Here is a 510-nt window from a genome sequence, read left to right as displayed (position 1 = left end):
TTATCCGCAATAGTAAAACAATTAAAAATTAAAAGATTATGGCAACAACAGAAGAAAGAGACATCTTTAATAATGAGTATGTTCAAATTTACACAAATGGTTCTGGTAACATTGTTCTGCTCTTCCAAAATGAGGTTGAAAAAACATTGGCAATAGGAGAGCAAATGAATGAGATAAATGAAGAGGCGTACATGAACGGTTACAACTGGGATGCCTTCTTCAACTACTATCTGGAAGAAAATGCACCAGACATTTTGGAAAGTATGGAAAGCGACCCTGAAGCTGGTTCTTACGCAGCTTATTTTGAGGACACCGCAGAAAACGAGCAAAAGGCAAAACGCTTTGCCGACATTATCATCTCTTTAATAGAAAACGAAGAAGAAATATATAAAATTCTTCGAGAGAAAGGAGATGAAATCGAATGGGATTAACCATTTGTATAAATAGAAATAATTATGCGGATAACACGCAGATAAGCAACCGTAACAGGTTGCTATCTGCATCCCATTA

General features: G+C 35.9%; 1 protein-coding gene. It reads left to right on the top strand.

The features are described 5' to 3' along the window. Nucleotides 1-38: 38 nt before the first annotated feature. Entirely contained in the window at nt 39-431 is a 393-nt protein-coding gene (locus HMPREF9446_RS12875) for an Imm51 family immunity protein (protein ID WP_008620118.1), read from the top strand. Nucleotides 432-510: the final 79 nt, after the last annotated feature.

The organism is Bacteroides fluxus YIT 12057 (assembly GCF_000195635.1).
Classification (GTDB): domain Bacteria; phylum Bacteroidota; class Bacteroidia; order Bacteroidales; family Bacteroidaceae; genus Bacteroides; species Bacteroides fluxus.
Note: the sequence above shows the minus strand (reverse complement) of the source record. Positions and strands in the feature narration are given on the sequence as shown.